General features: G+C 33.7%; 14 protein-coding genes. 6 read left to right on the top strand and 8 right to left on the bottom strand.

What is annotated here, in order from left to right; genetic code table 11:
* Window positions 1–11: 11 nt before the first annotated feature.
* From PKK00_12095 to PKK00_12070, 6 genes are all read left to right on the top strand, one after another.
* Window positions 12–893, top strand: coding sequence for a permease-like cell division protein FtsX (locus tag PKK00_12095; GenBank protein HNW99141.1), 882 nt, complete (start codon window positions 12–14; stop codon window positions 891–893).
* Between the two features lie 11 nt (window positions 894–904).
* Complete coding sequence (locus tag PKK00_12090; protein HNW99140.1) at window positions 905–1,162, top strand: DUF3098 domain-containing protein; 258 nt, start codon at window positions 905–907, stop codon at window positions 1,160–1,162.
* A gap of 55 nt (window positions 1,163–1,217) precedes the next feature.
* Entirely contained in the window at window positions 1,218–2,000 is a 783-nt protein-coding gene (locus PKK00_12085; GenBank protein ID HNW99139.1) for an undecaprenyl-diphosphate phosphatase, read from the top strand.
* A 2-nt stretch (window positions 2,001–2,002) separates the two neighbouring features.
* Entirely contained in the window at window positions 2,003–2,689 is a 687-nt protein-coding gene (gene truB / locus PKK00_12080; GenBank protein ID HNW99138.1) for a tRNA pseudouridine(55) synthase TruB, read from the top strand.
* Between the two features lie 166 nt (window positions 2,690–2,855).
* Window positions 2,856–3,905 (top strand): tRNA preQ1(34) S-adenosylmethionine ribosyltransferase-isomerase QueA, encoded by a 1,050-nt coding sequence (gene queA, locus PKK00_12075; GenBank protein ID HNW99137.1) that lies wholly within the window; start codon window positions 2,856–2,858, stop codon window positions 3,903–3,905.
* A gap of 49 nt (window positions 3,906–3,954) precedes the next feature.
* Entirely contained in the window at window positions 3,955–4,644 is a 690-nt protein-coding gene (locus PKK00_12070; protein HNW99136.1) for a 2-C-methyl-D-erythritol 4-phosphate cytidylyltransferase, read from the top strand.
* On the opposite strand, the gene PKK00_12065 is transcribed toward PKK00_12070, so the two are convergent.
* The 8 genes from PKK00_12065 to PKK00_12030 all read right to left on the bottom strand — a co-directional run bounded on the left by PKK00_12065 (window position 4,622) and on the right by PKK00_12030 (window position 17,898).
* Entirely contained in the window at window positions 4,622–5,242 is a 621-nt protein-coding gene (locus PKK00_12065; protein HNW99135.1) for a hypothetical protein, read from the bottom strand. The two genes, PKK00_12070 and PKK00_12065, sit on opposite strands and share 23 nt — an antisense overlap.
* Window positions 5,242–6,984 (bottom strand): T9SS type A sorting domain-containing protein, encoded by a 1,743-nt coding sequence (locus tag PKK00_12060; GenBank protein ID HNW99134.1) that lies wholly within the window; start codon window positions 6,982–6,984, stop codon window positions 5,242–5,244. Before PKK00_12060 ends, PKK00_12065 begins: the two co-directional genes overlap by 1 nt.
* A gap of 18 nt (window positions 6,985–7,002) precedes the next feature.
* Window positions 7,003–9,054 carry an S-layer family protein gene (locus PKK00_12055; GenBank protein HNW99133.1) on the bottom strand — a complete coding sequence of 684 codons (2,052 nt, stop codon included), beginning with the start codon at window positions 9,052–9,054 and terminating at the stop codon, window positions 7,003–7,005.
* Between the two features lie 193 nt (window positions 9,055–9,247).
* Window positions 9,248–11,086, bottom strand: a complete 1,839-nt coding sequence (locus tag PKK00_12050) for a hypothetical protein (protein HNW99132.1) — start codon at window positions 11,084–11,086, stop codon at window positions 9,248–9,250.
* Between the two features lie 43 nt (window positions 11,087–11,129).
* Window positions 11,130–11,921, bottom strand: a complete 792-nt coding sequence (locus PKK00_12045; protein ID HNW99131.1) for a hypothetical protein — start codon at window positions 11,919–11,921, stop codon at window positions 11,130–11,132.
* Window positions 11,918–15,898 (bottom strand): hypothetical protein, encoded by a 3,981-nt coding sequence (locus PKK00_12040; protein ID HNW99130.1) that lies wholly within the window; start codon window positions 15,896–15,898, stop codon window positions 11,918–11,920. The genes PKK00_12045 and PKK00_12040 overlap by 4 nt, the downstream gene beginning before the upstream one ends.
* A 183-nt stretch (window positions 15,899–16,081) precedes the next feature.
* A complete protein-coding gene (locus PKK00_12035) occupies window positions 16,082–16,873 on the bottom strand; it encodes a hypothetical protein (protein ID HNW99129.1) in 792 nt (263 codons plus the stop codon).
* Between the two features lie 176 nt (window positions 16,874–17,049).
* Window positions 17,050–17,898, bottom strand: coding sequence for a hypothetical protein (locus tag PKK00_12030; GenBank protein ID HNW99128.1), 849 nt, complete (start codon window positions 17,896–17,898; stop codon window positions 17,050–17,052).
* Window positions 17,899–18,251: the final 353 nt, after the last annotated feature.

The following is an 18,251-nucleotide window of genomic DNA, read 5'->3' as shown; positions in this document are numbered from 1 at the left end:
TCAAAAAAATTATGGCAAACAATTACGAAAAATATTCTCAACGTAAACTGAATACTTCATATATTTCAACAGTAGTAGGAATTACACTGGTTTTATTTATGTTGGGATTATTGGGACTTATTCTCCTTCATGCCAACCGGCTTTCTAATTATGTAAAGGAAAATATTGGCTTTACTGTTTTTCTGAACGATGATGTGAAAGAGGTTGATATTATTCAATTGCAGAAAACCCTTGATGCGCGTAATTATGTGAAAAGTACCGAATTTATTTCAAGCGATAAAGCTGCAAAAAATCTTCAGAAAGATATTGGCGAAGACTTTGTAACATTTCTTGGATACAATCCTTTGCCTTCATCAATAGAAGTGCGCTTTAAAGCAGATTATGCAAATACCGACAGTTTAAAAATATTGCAGGCAGAATTGAATAAAAACAGTTTTGTAAAAGAAGTATCATACCAGGAATCGCTGGTAACACAGGTTAATGAGAACCTTCGTAAAATAAGTTTGATCATTCTTGGATTCAGTGCATTGCTGATGATCATTTCCATTGCATTAATAAATAATACCATCCGGCTTTCGGTATTTTCAAAACGCTTTTTAATCCGCACCATGCAGTTGATAGGCGCTACCGAGAATTTTATCCGTCGTCCTTTCCTGTTTAAAGGAATGGTACAGGGAATTATCGCTTCGGTTATTGCAATAATTTTACTTGTATTCACTCTTTATTTTGCACAGAAAGAAATTCCCGAACTACAGGAATTACAGGATGCATTGTTGTTTATAAAATTATTTATCTTTGTCATGGTATTAGGAATTATTATTTCGTGGGCATCAACATACTTTGCTGTAAAAAAATACCTGCGGATAAAAACCGATTACTTGTATAATCATTAAAATCGATTGTTATGGCTGAACAGAAAAAAGTACAAACAGAACAAAAAGCAGTTGAATTTGCTTTCGGGAAAATTAATTATAAACTTTTACTTATAGGTCTTGTTTTTCTGGCTCTGGGCTATATCCTGATGATTGGCGGAGGTTCTGACGATCCTAATGTTTTCAGTCCTGCATTATTCGATTTCCAGAGGCTTACATTAGCGCCACTTTTATTAATTATCGGCTTTGTGATTGAAATTTTTGCCATAATGATAAAGCCAAAAGAATAATTCAGTTTTGCCATTTGAAATTTTCAATCTAACATTTGACATCTAATACTTTCCAATGTCATATCTACAAGCTATAATTATTGCTATTGTTGAAGGTATAACTGAATTCCTTCCAATATCATCAACCGGACATATGATAATAACCCAGTCAATACTGGGAGTTCCATACACCGATTTTGTAAAAGCATTTACCGTGAACATACAGTTTGGAGCTATATTGTCGGTGATAATTTTATACTGGAAAAAATTTTTTCAGTCGCTGAATTTTTATTACAAACTCCTGGTTGCCTTTATTCCCGCTGCAGTTATCGGTTTTCTTTTAGGCGATTATATTGATGCATTGCTCGAAAACGTTGTAGTAGTAGCGATTTCGCTTGTTGCAGGTGGAGTGATTTTATTGTTCGTTGACAACTGGTTTAAAAATTCTGACGAAAAACAAAAGGATATAAGTTATCTGCAAGCCTTGAAAATAGGCTTTTTCCAGTGCATTGCCATGATACCCGGCGTGTCGCGCTCAGCAGCAACAATAGTAGGAGGGATGTCGCAAAAACTTAGTCGTAAACATGCTGCCGAATTTTCTTTTTTCCTTGCGGTGCCAACCATGTTTGCAGCATCGGCATATAAGCTGTTAAAAACTTATGAAGTATTTGATGCTTCGAATATTAAAGTTTTAATTGTTGGAAATGTTGTGGCATTTATTGTTGCTATGGTTGCTATTAAAGGTTTTATAACTTTTCTAACCAAGTATGGTTTTAAAGCATTTGGTTATTATAGGATTATTGTTGGTTTACTCATCTTAATTCTTCTTGCATTTAATATTCCTTTGCAAATTTCCTGATGATGAATTTTAATTTTGTTGAAGGCAGCATTATTCCTATTGACAAGCCATTCAAATGGACTTCGTTTGATGTGGTCAATAAAATCAGGACGCTGATTAAATATAAACTAGGGATAAAAAAACTTAAAATTGGTCATGCCGGTACGCTTGATCCGCTGGCAACGGGTTTGCTGATATTATGCAGCGGAAAGTTTACCAAAAGAATTGAAGAATTCCAGGCTTTTGAAAAAGAATATACCGGAACTTTTTTTCTGGGAGCCACAACACCATCTTATGATTTAGAAACTAAAGTTGAAAATCTCAGAGATATTTCAAATATTACAGAAGCGCAGATTGCAGAGGCATTTAATTTTTTCAAGGGAGGCTATGAACAAATGCCTCCGGTTTATTCAGCAAAAAAAATTGATGGTGAAAGAGCTTATGAATTTGCACGTAAAGGAAAAGATGTTGAAATGAAATCAGTACAAATTAGCATTCCTGAACTTGAAATTGTTTCAATAAATTTACCCGAAGTAGCATTTCGAATTGTTTGTTCCAAAGGAACGTATATTCGCGCTTTAGCCAGAGACATAGGCGAAAAGATTGGATGCGGTGCATACTTGTCGTCATTACGACGAACTCGTATTGGAGAATATAATGTTGCGGATGCCTTGAAAATAGAGCAGTTTGAAGAAATGATCAAACAATAACATTTTATTATTATCGATATATTTTCGCTATTCACTTAAGTGTTTTCCTTATTTATATTTTATTAAGAAATATTTATTCAAAAAAAGTGGACTTCGCCTTTTTCATGTATTATATTTGCATTTCTGTAAATAAATATTAATTTTTTCTAACTAGCTGACCCTCAATATGAAATTATCCGAATTCAGATACCACTTACCTCCAGAACTGATTGCAAGCTATCCTTCAAAAAACCGTGACGAATGCAGATTGATGGTTTTAGACAGGAAAACACAAAAAATAGAACACAAATTATTCAGTGATTTGTTAAAATATTTTGGTGATGGTGATGTAATGATTATCAATAACACTAAAGTATTTCCAGCACGTTTGTATGGTACTAAAGAAAAAACAGGAGCTAAAATTGAAGTATTCCTTCTCAGGGAACTTAATCATGAAGCACGTCTTTGGGATGTTTTGGTTGATCCCGCAAGAAAAATAAGAATCGGAAATAAATTATATTTTAGCGACGATGATACTCTTGTTGCTGAAGTTATCGATAATACTACATCAAGAGGAAGAACACTACGTTTTTTATTCGATGGACCTTATCATGAATTTAAAAAAACAATAGAAACATTAGGCGAAACGCCTCTTCCTAAATTAATTAAACGTCCGGTAGAACCCGAAGATAAAGAAAGATATCAAACCATTTTTGCAAAGCATGAAGGTGCTGTTGCTGCTCCTTTTGCAGGAATGCATTTCAGCCGCGAACTGGTTAAACGTTTAGAATTGCAAGGTGTTAATTTTGCTGATATAACTTTACATGTTGGTCTTGGTACTTTCAGAAGCGTGGATGTTGAAGACCTCTCAAAGCATAAAATGGATTCAGAGCAGGTTATTATTGACGAAAAAACTACAGGCATTGTGAATAAAGCAAAAGAAAGCAAAAAACGTGTTTGTGCTGTAGGAACAACTGTTTCCAGGTCAATTGAATCATCTACCAGCATTGGTGGTTTCCTGAAATCATATAATGGATGGACTAATAAATTCATTTTCCCTCCTTACGATTTTAGTGTTGCTAATTCAATGATTACAAATTTGCATCTGCCACAATCTACTTTAATGATGCATGTTTCAGCATTTGCAGGATTCGATTTTTTACAAAAAGCATATAAAGAAGCTGTAGCCGAAAAGTATAAATTCTTCACCTATGGTGATGCGATGTTGATTTTATAAAGATTCACAACCTGTCAGCAACGACAGGTTTTTTTATAATATTCTTTATTTGAAAAAATATGTTATCATAGCTGCTGGTGGTTTAGGAATAAGGATGAAATCAGAAATTCCCAAACAATTTATTTGCATAAGCGGAAAGCCAATTCTGATGAGGACTTTAGAAGCTTTCAAAAATTACGATATATTAATAAATATTATTCTTGTTTTGCCTGAAGAGCAAAAAAGCTATTGGAAAAACCTGTGCGAATTATATAATTTTAATATAAAGCATACTTTGGTTTCAGGCGGAGGAAACCGCTTTCATTCGGTAAAAAACGGGTTAGCACAAATAAAAGAAGAGGAATGTTTGATTGCTGTTCACGATGGAGTAAGACCTTTCGTTTCAAAAGAAATTATTGAAAAAGCTTTTAAATGTGCCGAAAAAAATGGTAATGCTGTTCCCTGCACCAGGATCAACGATTCATTACGATATGTAGAGGAACATTCTTCAAAACCTATTAACAGAGAAAAAGTATTTGCAATTCAAACACCTCAGTGTTTCTCAGGAAAAATTTTAAAGCAGGCATATGAACAAGATTTTGATGTGCAATTTACCGATGATGCTACAGTAGTTGAGAAATTGGGACATAAGATCTTCCTGACAGAGGGCAGCAGTGACAATATTAAGATAACTACTCAGAAAGATTTGATATTAGCAGAGGTAATTCTGGAAAAGATTATAAATCCTCAATTAAAGTAAATTCAACATTTAAAGAATATAATCCCGATCTGTAGTTATTTATTCCCGGAACTATTCTGAAATCAACATTAAATTTATAACACGAAGGAGTTGTTATATACGAACCTTCGACATTTGTATGATTTCCCAAAGCACAGTTTACAGCTGCATCAATATTTGATGTTCCTATAATATATGCAGGTGCAGTATTGTCGGGAACAGGGAAAAATGTTAAAGCATTGGGAGTGTTATTTGCATCGCTGACTTTTACCTGAAGCAAGGTAGTTGGAATACTGTCTTCACCGTTGGAAGTATAAAAAACAACATTATCCCAGTATCCTGTACTGGTTGATTGTGCGCTTACATACATATCCCACTGCACACCTGTTGCAAGCACATTTAAAGTTAAAACATTAAATTTTGTAATACCACTTAAGAATGATGAGTATGTATTAAATACAAAATCAACAGTTGGATTTGTTTTAAGTTCGAATGTAAGCGATTCTGATGTTGGCGTTGGGCCGCCACTACCTTGGGAGAATGATTTATTACTTGCAAAGAAGAGTATCGCTATGCAAAGTAATCGGATGAACTTACTATGTAATTTCCAAGGGTTCATTAATAATTATTGAAATATATTTTTTTTGTTGAACTTTTATCATCAGATATTACTTTAATAAAATAATACCCATGACTTAATTTAAAATTAAAACTGTTTATGCCTTTATTTACTTTGCCGTTGTGCAATTGTTGTCCCAAAGTATTGTAAATGCAAATCAGACCTTGATTTTCGCCATAATAATTTACAAATAACTCGTTGCCGTTTGTGTAAGCTGAGAATAAATCCTGATTATAATTTGAAGGTTCATTAATATCAGTTTTTATTGAGAATACAATATAAAATCTTCCGGTGGGTGCATCATTAACATTGAAGTTGAAATAATAATCAGGGTTTAATGTTAAATCTTGTGTTACACCCATGCTTTTATCAAGAAGATAAATTTTTGTTTCAGCAGAAAAGTTACTGATATCAGAAGCTGTTATTTTGTAAGTATTGTTATTCCTTACATACAGGCCAATAGGCACTACCACATCCGAATCGTTAACATCGTTCATGCGGTTTATTGCCAGATAATCATTAGAATTGTTTATAGAAAAAATATTCGGGATATGAAGGTCGGTATTCCAAAGCTTGGTAATACCGGGCGTTTGATTATCCGAATCGAAATAAATAAATAAATCGTCGGGAGTACTGTTAGCCGCATTCTCAGCAACATCAAGATGTAAAAATTTGTAATTTGATTTAGGGGTTTTCTTTGCGAAATAAGGATTTGGATTCAGGTCTAATGTTCTTACACTATTCGTAACACCTAATGTTCCGTTGGCTGTGGTTTTTACATAGAAGGCACGCATCGAAGGAATCAGGTTGGTTGTATTATGTGTTCCAAGTCCTGTTATTCCCGAATAACAACCATAATATCCGGTATATTGTCCGGTAGCATTATATATCGAAAAACCATTTACAACATTTGTTTTTGTCCATCCCGGGGCATCCCAGTCGATTGGCGAGGGGTAAGGATTTCCAACAAAATTCCATCCGTCAGAATTCGCATTACCTGAATTACTATAGTATACAGGAATACTTATTGCACCATTATTTACACTTCCGGTTAATGATACAGTTTGCGTATTTGCAGGGTCCGAGCCAAAGTTAGCAGTATATCCTACCATTGGTTGCATAATGGCTGTAGTAGGAGCGATCCATCCGCTATCGAATAATACATTAGTGTTGGTTTCGTCATATTGCCAGAAAGTAGGGAAAGGATCATCGCTTGTAGTTCCTGTAATTAAATCCATGTAAGAACTGAATTGTGTAATTTCGGCACCGGCAGCGGTTCCTACAAATGGAGTTGCAAAGTGTTTATATCCTAAAGCACTGTCGGGAGCCAGGTAACGCTGTATATTTACATCGCCCGAAATATCTCCTGTACCTGTGCCTGCAATGAGTGCAGTTTGTCCTGAAGCTGATAGTAAAGTTAGAAGTCCGTTTGTAGTAAATGTTCCATTAGTTGGATATAATATTGCATGAATATACTGATCACCTGAATTTATAGTAACGCCTAATGGATTATCAATTTCTAAATATTCCCAGGTTGTAGTTCCTGTTAAGGTTTGAGCTCCGGCTCCACAGAACACAAATTTTCCTTTACCAACATTTGGCAAGCCGTTATTTTCCCAATCGCCACCATATGAAATAACAGTTCCCGGTGCAACACCCATGAAACCTTCATTTCCTAAAAACTGGGCATTCAAGTTTATAGAAATAAAAATTGAGAATAATGTGTTTATGAAAAATTTCATGAAATATAATAATTACAATTATTTATATTCGTAAATAATAATAACTCCTGCAGCGCCTGTTTCACCAGTAACGCCGTTAGCACCGGTAATACCGTTAGCCCCAGTTTGACCAGTTATTCCATTAGCCCCGGTTAAACCAACAGCACCAGTTTCCCCAGTCACGCCATTGGCTCCTGTAATTCCATTAGCACCAGTTAACCCCACAGCGCCAGTTTCACCAGTAACGCCGTTAGCACCGGTTATACCATTAGCTCCAGTCTGACCAGTAATACCATTAGCTCCGGTTAACCCCACAGCACCTGTTTCCCCAGTCACGCCATTAGCCCCAGTAATACCGTTAGCACCAGTTTGACCTGTTATTCCATTAGCCCCAGTTAATCCAAAAGCACCTGTTTCTCCAGTAACGCCATTGGCTCCTGTAATACCATTAGCCCCAGTCTGACCTGTTATTCCATTAGCACCAGTTAATCCAACGGCTCCTGTTTCCCCAGTCACGCCATTAGCACCGGTAATACCGTTAGCCCCAGTCTGACCTGTTATTCCATTAGCACCAGTTAACCCAACAGCGCCTGTCTCTCCAGTTACGCCGTTAGCACCCGTAATACCGTTAGCGCCGGTCTGACCTGTTATTCCATTAGCGCCAGTTAACCCAACAGCGCCAGTTTCACCAGTCACGCCGTTAGCACCTGTAATTCCATTAGCACCTGTTAATCCAATAGCGCCTGTTTCCCCAGTCACGCCATTGGCTCCTGTTATACCGTTAGCGCCAGTCTGTCCTGTAATTCCATTAGCACCAGTTAATCCAACAGCGCCAGTTTCCCCAGTCACGCCATTGGCTCCTGTTATACCGTTAGCCCCGGTCTGACCTGTTATTCCATTAGCACCAGTAAGCCCAACAGCACCAGTTTCCCCAGTCACGCCATTAGCACCTGTTATACCGTTAGCACCAGTCTGACCTGTTATTCCATTAGCACCAGTTAATCCAACGGCTCCTGTTTCCCCAGTCACGCCATTAGCACCGGTAATACCGTTAGCCCCAGTCTGACCTGTTATTCCATTAGCACCAGTTAACCCAACAGCGCCTGTCTCTCCAGTTACGCCGTTAGCACCCGTAATACCGTTAGCGCCAGTCTGTCCTGTAATTCCATTAGCACCAGTTAATCCAACAGCGCCTGTTTCGCCAGTCACGCCATTAGCACCGGTTACACCGTTAGCGCCAGTCTGTCCTGTGATACCATTAGCACCAGTTAACCCCACAGCGCCTGTCTCTCCAGTTACACCGTTAGCCCCAGTCTGACCTGTTATTCCATTAGCACCGGTAATACCATTAGCACCAGTAAGCCCAACAGCGCCAGTTTCCCCAGTAACGCCATTGGCTCCTGTAATACCGTTAGCCCCAGTCTGGCCTGTGATACCATTAGCCCCGGTTAACCCAATAGCACCAGTTTCACCGGTAACGCCATTAGCACCAGTAATACCGTTAGCGCCAGTCTGACCTGTAATTCCATTAGCTCCTGTTAATCCAATAGCGCCAGTTTCACCGGTAACGCCATTAGCTCCGGTTACACCGTTAGCCCCAGTCTGACCTGTAATACCATTAGCCCCGGTTAAACCAACAGCACCAGTTTCACCGGTAACGCCATTGGCACCAGTAATACCGTTAGCTCCAGTCTGACCTGTTATTCCATTAGCCCCAGTTAACCCCACAGCGCCTGTTTCCCCAGTTACGCCGTTAGCACCGGTAATACCAGTTGCACCAGGAGAAGTAACATCAAGTAACTTTACCCATGTAGTTCCATTGAAATAATAAAATGCATTATTTCCTGATGGCCCGTTAGCAGTTACATAAATTAAACAGCCATTTGCAGGTGTTGCAGGTGCTAGATTAAAATCAATACGGGGAATTAAAATACCTTTATTGTTGGATTGAATTTCAAGCATGGCACTTGAATTAGGTGTAAATTGAGTAGTTCCTATTCCAACTTGGGAATAGGAACTATTACTACCAAATACAAGGATAATAGTAATTATGAATAGTATGTATATATGTATATTATTTCTTCTATTCATCTGGTTCAAAGATACTAATAAAAGTTACTTTATAAGGTATAATCTTTATTATTTAATAAAAATTTAATGTTAATATAAAATAACAATTATTTGTAAATCTTAAAAAATTTATATTTTTTCTTGAAGGTTCGTTTATTTTTTATAATAATTTCTATTTAAATTAAGAAGTATAATAAAAGAACTATTTAACTTTTTAAGGTAATAATTCTAGTATGGCTATCTCTTTTGTAAAAGTTGTATTTGCATTATTAACACTATGTTGAACAGTAACAACCAGATCGAAACTTGCACCAGTTGCTGCAGCTGCTGTTGTCCTAGATGTTATTGTAAATGTATTAGTTCCTGCTGGGGGGCTAGTAGTTGTGCTAATAAAAGTATTTAATATGGAAGTTTGAGAATTTACAGTAAGATTATTTATTACTGCTTCAATACAAGCACTTTTAATTGCAGCACTATTTGCGTTACTAAAGGCACCTGTCTGTGCTACTATAGTTCCTGCAATTCCTCCATAACGAACTCTTACAGTAAGAGATGAAGCTGCTCCACTACTATTTAAATATGTACCATAAAGAGTAATACGTACCCCACCAGTTGTTCCTAATATACCAGCAGGAACGGTGTAAGTGTATACAGCAGTTTCTGCATTAGAACTGTTAACAGTAACTTGATTAACATTTTTGTTTAATATAAGGGGTATTGTACCAGCTGCATCAGGAAACGTCCAGGTTCTAGCAGCCGTGAGGTCATTGGAAGTAACAGTTCCTGCATATTTTGCTGCTCCTCCTGTAGAAGGAGTAAGTTGAATTTGATCATCAGTAGCCGTATTGGTTTGAAAAACACTTGTTGGCGTTGTAACAGTGAGGTTTCCTGTGCCTGCTTTTAAATTTAAGGCTGTGGTTCCATTTGTGTTACCAATAGTAGTAGTTCCCGGAGCAGTAGTTTGAATATTTACATTTTTAGCGGTAGTCGCTGTTCCTGTACCAATATTGATGATATCGGTGCCAGTAGTATTTCCAGATCCTATATTAACTGTTTGTCCGGTTCCGATACTTGAACCCAAAGTAATGGTTCCAGTTGCTGAAGAACCACCAAGAGTTAAAGCATATGTTGAATTGTCAATACTGGTAGCTCCTGTAAGAGTGCCTCCCCACGTGATTGCATTAGTTGAACGGGTTAATCCATTTGAAAAAGTTAGAGGGTATTCATAATCTATACCTTCAGTCGCAATACTTAAAACACCTGTTGTTGTTGTATTTTTTAATAATCCATTCGATAGGGAACCAAGAAACTGAGCCCCGCTTAGTCCTGCATCAGAAGTTCCCTGAACTATAAAATTATTAACAAAAGCAACATCAGATGACCCATCAACACTGTTGCCAGCGAGGGAACGGGCAGTAGACCATTTTGCAGCACTGCCATCAATACTTGTTATTCCTGTTAATGATTGAGGTGCAGATACTCTGTTCAATGGAATGGATGTAGTACCTAGATTAAAAGAGCTAGAAGGCTCCATAAAATCAGTACCAGCAATAGCAATTGAAGGGATACCTGTACCAGTGGTATTTTTGAGTAAACCAGTAGCTAACCCGGCTAACGAAGTATTATTAATTTTGCTTACAGTTGTAGCACCGGTATTATCTATGGTAACATCGCCAGTCATAGCAACATCAGTAGCTGCGTTACTGGCGTTTCCAACGAAGATATGAGAATTTGTTAATGAACCGCTTCCCAACATAACCCATATTGTTCCATTATAATAATAAAAACCAACAGAACCTCCTGTCATTGACGCATTGGTATTATAAACGATTAAAGAAGTTGCTGGGCTTGGTATGGTTGTTACATCATTTATTGAGGTCAGCGACACTCTTGGTATTAAAAGACCTTTATTAGCTGCTTTTATTTCAAGCATGGAACTGGCATCAGGAGTGAACTGTGTTGCTCCTATCCCTACCTGGGAATAAGATAGCTTATTATTAAGTAAAATAAATAAAACAATATATAAGCACAACAAAAGATATTTTCTTTTCATGTTTTTTAATATAAAAAAGTAATTATTTTTTTCATAAATATCGTTATTCTTTTATTTCAATTTCTTGTTTTGCAGATAAAACATTATCATTATTGTTGTATTCTACATAACCGGTAACTAAATATTTTCCTTTTTCAATATTATCGGGCAAATCAAAATCAATTTCCCTGTAAGTGTTTGGCAATAATGTAAACGGTTTCGATTTAACGTTTTGTTTTTTATTTGTGATTATATTATTAAACTCTACGGATGAATTACAAATCAAAATTGTTTCACCTGTATTTTTTACTTCTAGAATTATTGTTTTATTACTATCATTATTTTCAAAATTTGTTATCTCAAGTTTATTCATTTTTAAGTTGGGTGGTGTCTGAAAAATATGAACTATTATTTTCATATTTTCTGTTACATCCAAGCCTGTATTTTGTTCTTTATCATTATCATTGCGAGCGATTATTTGCATTGCCGCCCATTTTGTCTTTTCTGCTTCAGGTATATCAGGCAATTTGAGTTCAACACTAATATCTTTAGATTCACCTGCGTTTAAAATAAAAGATGATGGAGTTACGTTTAACCATTTAGCACATGAATTTTTGTTTGTATCAGCTGTTATCAATACTGTTTTTCCTTTATTTCCAGGAGATTCAAATCCGCAAAAAGTTATTTGAAAAGATTGCTTGTTTGTAGAATTATTTTTTAATGTAACTGTCTGAATATTGTTTTCGCCGCGACCAACATTATAATATAACTTAGTAACAGAAACAGAAACGCTCTGAGAAAAAAGTGTTTTAAAAATCAATGTAAAAAACAATAATATTATTAACGAATTTCTCATTTACTAAATCTATTATAATAGATGCTTTTTGCTTCTTTCATTGTAATTTTTTTACCATTATAATATGCTACAACATAGGCATCAGTAAATCCTAAACTATTTAATGAATTCTTGAGTGCATCTACTTCTAAAAAGTTATCAAATTTTCCGGAACATACTCTTATTTTATTTTCAATTACTTCTAACAGCACATTATTCACTTTGTCAAATTTTGCAATATCTAGTTTTTTGTAAGCCCCTATTTGAACTGTGAAAAACAATCCTTTTGTTTCTGATGGCTTTACTGAATTTTTAATAAATGCTTTTGTCTTTTCAATATTTGAATTATCAAGTTTTTCTTTATCAATATAATTATTAAAAATTAAGTTATTAATACTATCAGAACTGTTAACTTTTACTTTGTTTATTATGTTGTTATTTTGTTGTTCGTTTATTTTATTGTTGTTCGTGTTTTTAATATTATTCTTTATTGCTTTTTTTTTTACTGTTGTATCATCTGGCAGAATAACATCTTTATTTTCATCTAATACAGATTTTATATCTTCTAAATTAAACTTGTTATTTGTATTGTTTTCATTTAATAAAAGGTAGATTAATTTATTTGTATTTTCTTTAATATAATTGTTGTTAACTTTAATATTTTGTTTGTCTAATTCTTTTTGAATATCGGTTGCAATAGTTTTAGCGCTTTCCGATTTTTTATTCAACAGAATAATATCAGAACGAAGAGTTTTAACTTTTGCAAGTTCTTTCTGTTTAGTTTTTTGGTTAGTAATGGCCTCTGCTTTTTTAGCAATATTTGCTGCTTCCACTTCTTTTGCTTGAGCAATTTGTTTGCATTTATCAGATATGGTTGTAGCAATTGCTTTAATTTTCTTCAGGTTTTCTAAATAATCAAGAAGTTCTTTCTGATTTTGCTTTGTATCATTTACAGTTGTTGTATTATTGGTATTATTTACATTAGTATTGGCATTAGTATTTGTGTTATTGTTAGTAGTATTTGTATTTGTTGTAATGTTTATATTATTATATGGTTTAGTAGTTATTGTATCATTTGGATTATAATTCAATTCGGTAGTATGTTTTATTATAAGTTTTCTTTTCTTTTCAATAATATGGAATGGGATAAATAAATTATTAAGAGAATCATTAATTTGAAGCTGATAATTATTTTGAAGCAACTTAAACTTTTCGCCTAAAATATTTTCATCCATTGTTAATACATAGCTTCCAAAAGGTAAAAATAATTCGTAGAATCCTTTTTCGTCAGTAAGAGTGTTGTATACTTTTCCATCGGATGCACTGATTTTAATGCGGGATAAGTCGAGTGGAGATTTAGCTGCTGGCGAATTTGGGTCACGTTCTACGCTTACATTTCCAAAAATTTTAACACCTCGAGAAAACGGAATGTACATTATGTTATATTTTTTGACCATCATTAAAGAATCTTCTTTTTTAGGGAACCATCCATTTAGATCCTCAAGTGATAATACTTTAAACACATAAGTGCCTACTTTCATGTTTTCAAGAATTGCCTCTCCCTTGCTGTTTGTGATTACTTGTTTTCCGTCAACAGCAATAACCACATTTTCAAGTGGCGATTCTTCTTTATCCATTTTGTTATTACCATTTACATCAATAAAAACAATGAACTTTGTAGTATTATATAATGGGTTTCTTGATGGTAATGGAATACCGAAGTTTTTATGAATGCCAACAGATAGATTAAAGTTAGAATAAACATTATTGGTAGGATTTTCTTCACTAACATAATTATAGTTATAGAAGTAATTATGTTTTTTAGAAACAGCAAAATAATAATTTCCAATTATTTTAAATCGCCATCCGGTACGTGTGAAATAATCTAATTCAGGATTTAGATTAACTTTTGAACCTGTAAGGTTTGAATATGCATAACTAAAGAAAGGCAAAGCAACAAAACGTGGATTTTTAAAAATGTATTGGTATCTTGAACTTAATTTTAAATATTGTTGATAATGTTGATTTTGGTAACCAGACACAAAATATCTTGTTACATACGGATTCCCGTAATTATACATTAATTGAAAATTTAATGTACGATATTGTGAAAGGGCTGAAAATTGTATAAAGAAATAGTTCTTTGTATCAACATAATCAAGTGCTTTAATATACCCGGTCCTTAAATTGATAGAATTTCGTTTATTATTTTCAATATCATATTTGCTTGTATTAAATCCAATACCTCGTGAATTACTTTTAAAAGTATCGGCCTGAAGAATATTATAAAATCCGAAATATGAAAAATTGAATCCTGAATTATTTTTATTTGATATAGAAAGTTGATTCAGAAAATTTGAATTATAATAATTATTGCTTCCGTTTATTATAGTGTTAGTCGCATATTTGAAATAATTATTTGATAAGTCAATTGCTGTGTTTTTGCTTAGCATTACACGGTTATTCAAATATGCTTTAATTTTTTCATTATTATGTAAGTAGGTAAATGAGTAGTTTTGATAATTGTTGGATGTGTATTGCACATTAGCATTTGTATATAGATGTTTTTTAAAGAAGTGACTTCCGTAACCCACGCCCCATAGATATCCATAATTAATGGTTGAAGCATTATTTGACAAAAAATAGTTTCTGCTTTCACCAGCGCTTAATGTAAATGAATGTTTTTTTAATAAGTGAAAACTAAAATTAATTTGAGCATTATTTGAATTTGATTTAAAATTATTTTGCTGGTTGTAAGTTATGTAATCATATAAAAAATTAACCGTTCCAATTTTTTTAATCTGCCAATTATAACGCAATCCTGCATTTGCTCTATCTGGTGAAGTAGAAAATACTGGAGAAGCAGAATAATGTAATTCAATTTTTTGATGATGTTTCAGGTTTAACATCGATCTGATTCCTTTTGCTCCCAGAAAGCCTATATCGCCAATTTCGATATTATAATTTTTATGAAAGTATCCAAGATAGAAAGGAGTGTTATTAAAATCTGAGAATTTCACATAGTCAGGTGAGAATGTGGTTTGTGTGGAATAACTTAAGCTTGCATTATCATTTAATTGTGTAGTTCCCCGTAACATTAGGTTGGTAACTGGATTCCCTGAAACCAAGTTATATACATTCATATCCATAATGATAGGAATAACATTGCTGCTATATGGATTTACCTTCTCGTAGTTGGGAAGTTTATAAAAGTCTAACTTTCTATATACTCTAAATCTTGAATTTTCTGTTTTCCCGGGTACGCATGAATTTACATACATAGTGTATTTTCTAACTTCTTCGGATAGAAAAGGATTGTAAGTTTCAAAATCAATCATTTTAAGATTTCTATCTTGTGCGAAATTCTTTACTATATAATTCATCGTAGTGTCACTTCCTGCTTCAAGCGATAAAGTGCTGCTTAATTTTGTAAGTGCTTTTCCGGCTGTATCAGTAATCAAATAATATTTTGATTTATTTAATAATGATAATTGAATATCCTGTTTGTCGTTTCCGGTGTTTTCAAGATATATTGAAAAATTTATTAAGTTGGAATTATTTTTAAAATACAGATGAACATCAGGAATTACATCCATGGTCCATTTTATGTCTTTAAATGTGTGAGCTAAGAAGAAAGAATATCCGAGTTGTTCTCCTTCATAACTTGATATCAGGGCACTAATCATGAATTTTGTACTGCCTTTTGATAATTCCATTGGAATGATGCGTAAAGGAATGAAGATAGAATCATTTGAAGCTAAGGAATATAACTTTGTGTTTTTATTAAAAGTTTTCCAATCATCAGGAACAGAAAGGTCGACGTAAAACTTAACGGGAGTGCTGGTATTATTTTTTACTTTTAATACATTCGAAATAATTTCACCTTTCTTGAATAAAAGGTCATCATTGGTAAAACTGGTTGTGATAGTTGATTTTATTGAAGTATTTGAATTTTTTGAAATTTTTACTTGTGCGAGAATATCTAATGTGTTAAACAAAAGAAAAAGAAAGAATAGATATTTGAGTAAAAATTTCACCAAATTAAAAGATTGTCATGGGTTCTTATTAATTATAATTATACGTGTATTTATAATATATAGTTCTTTTAAATTTAAGTTTATTTTAATAAAAAGAGGTTATCTTTTTATTGGATAACCTCTTTTTAAAATTTCATATAGTTTTTATTGATCTTCTGCCAAAATATATTTAACATCCATGGTATAAACACCGGGAGCAGCATATGCATCAGCATTTACAGCTGGAGCAACATCCATTGATTCGTTTGTTGTACCAGTAATATCAGTAGCCATTGGGAAAACTGTTGGTAATCCAGGTAAAATTCTATAGTCAATAGTGATATAGTAATCTGAGTTAGAACCGTTAGCTAAATAACTTCCGCCAGGAACGCCACCAACACCTGCTGCTGCTATACCAGCATCACCCATGATATATTTGTTGCCAAGTACTGGAGCAGTGTATGGAGTAGCTGATTCAAAAATACTGTTAGTAGCAACTTGGTCAGTTTGAGGAGTTGTATTTGCTACAAACTGAGCGCTATAGTCATCAGTTGCAGTATTAATATAAGCATTTACAGGATATTGATGTAACTCTAATGCTGATAAAGGAATAGTAGTTAGCGCATTAATACCACCAGCACCTTGGTTATACGGCATTTGTAAATCCCAATATAATCCACCTGCTGCCTGAGCTGTTTGTGATGTGCCAACTGCCCAAAGATCCCAGGTAACAGTTGAGCTTACCTGAAGAATAGTACCTGCATATTTAATTTCACCGCCATAGTATTCGGGTATTTGATCAAATACGAAATCGATTTGATCTGGAGTTGTCATGTTAAGTTGGAGAACAGGTTGCAAATCCAAGGTAATGGTTACATTTTGTTCGTCAACTAACTGTCCGAATGATCTTACTACGATCATTCCAAGGAACAATGTAAGTAGGAGAATTTTTTTCATAATAGTTTGTTTTAGTTAATATTTAATTCTTTTTTTAATTTCTAAACTCATTTAAAGTAATGAGTAAACTTTGTTAGAACTTACGCCTGCATAAATCTTAACAAGTATTTACTTTTCTCATTTTTCTCTCATTTAGTGTGTTTTAATTGAACTTTATTTTTATTTATAATTTATTTTTATGGATATGTAAATTCTAATTCTTGTCCATTTATAATATCTTCACTTCCAAAATCAATAACTCCTAAAGCAGAATATTTTCCAGCTTTTAAATCGGTTGGAAATTTGAATGTAATGTACCTTGAAAATTGTGGCAATACTGTAAAATTACGAGATGGTAAACGTGTTTTTGTTCCGTCACTTAAATTAACAAGCTCAACATATGTAGTACTATATCCAATACCATCGCCAGTATTTTTGATTTTCATTATGAAATTCTTTTTAGTTGGGTCTGTTTTATCCTTATCAATGTAAAAGTTTAAAATTTCAACATTGTTAGTTTTAACATTGGGAGGATTTTGGTAAACATATACACCGAATCCAATACTGGGAACAATACCCATCGATATGCTTTTATCGTTTTTAACAGGATCAAGTTTTGGCCTGTCGGCTGTTTGGTCAATTGTTACGATTGTCCAGGCTGAAAAATCTGCAGTATCCGGGATTGTAATAATTAATTTTATTTTTGTTTTTTCGTAAGGCTGAAGCTCTACATAAGAAGGAACAATATTTATATATTTTGACATTGCGTATTTTGAATCTTTTGAAGCCGTAACAGGTTTTGCATTCTCGTCAGCAATAAAATCTGTAAAACCGATATTGAATTTTTTAACTGTTTTAGAATCATTGTTTATAGTTATTTCTTTGGTTACAGTTGTTCCTGGTTTAATACTTAAATGCATGGAAGCCGGTGAAACAGCAACACCCATATCCTTGTATTTTGTATTGGATGTATCTGCCTCTTGACCTTTAATAGTAAGATTAAATAGAGAGAAAATTATAATGGTTAAAGTAAAGAATTTTTTCATAATGGTTGTCGTTTACGCAAATATAACAAATTATAAAGTAAGTATTATATTCATTCAACAATAATTAACATTTTATTAACATCGATAATTTTTTTCTAAACTGATTATGTTGCTTATATATGTCAAATATAAATCCGGTATCAAATTTAATAGTTAAAAATCGCGAAAAAAATTAGTAAAAACCACAAAATGTAAATACGTAATATTACTTATAAAAAATTTAATTATTAGGTGTCATTTATATATTATATATGATTATACTGATTTTAATTAAAAAAGTTTGATGTATCATAAATTCTATTATACTAATGCTGAACAAAAATAGAAAAAATAATTAACAACCCAATGGTTAA

Source organism: Bacteroidales bacterium (assembly GCA_035353855.1).
Taxonomy (GTDB): Bacteria; Bacteroidota; Bacteroidia; order Bacteroidales; family CG2-30-32-10; genus DAOQAK01.
Note: the sequence above shows the minus strand (reverse complement) of the source record. Positions and strands in the feature narration are given on the sequence as shown.